We start from the raw sequence: 316 nt of genomic DNA, 5'->3' as shown, positions 1-316 counted from the left end.
TACGCTTGCGCAGTTGCTCGGGGAGCGAGCGCGACGACAGCGCCTCGTGAATCCACAGCCCATCGGCGGCAAGGCGCGAAATGAACCTGTCCAACTCGGCAGCGTCGTTTCCAATCGGCGCAGGAGGTGCCCAGCGGTCGATGACCTGTTGCCACAGATCGCCAAGCTGCCGATTGTCGGAGCTTTCCAGCATGAGCAGCAGTTCGACCCGCCGGGCAGCTCTTGCGCAGCTGTTGATGTAGGCGGCGTGTCGTTCGGCGTCTGTCGCCCTGTCCGAGGTGTTGCCGGCGCTCGCTTCCAGCTCCTGTTCCCATGA

Annotated in this window: 1 pseudogene; it reads right to left on the bottom strand. The window is 63.9% G+C overall.

The features are described from left to right. Positions 1 to 316: pseudogene (locus HBA93_RS20070) on the bottom strand (TetR/AcrR family transcriptional regulator); the annotation flags it as partial.

It is taken from the genome of Ochrobactrum sp. SFR4 (assembly GCF_019730395.1).
Taxonomy (GTDB): Bacteria; Pseudomonadota; Alphaproteobacteria; order Rhizobiales; family Rhizobiaceae; genus Pseudochrobactrum.
The sequence above is the reverse complement of the archived record's forward strand: the minus strand, read 5'-3'. Positions and strand labels throughout refer to the sequence as shown.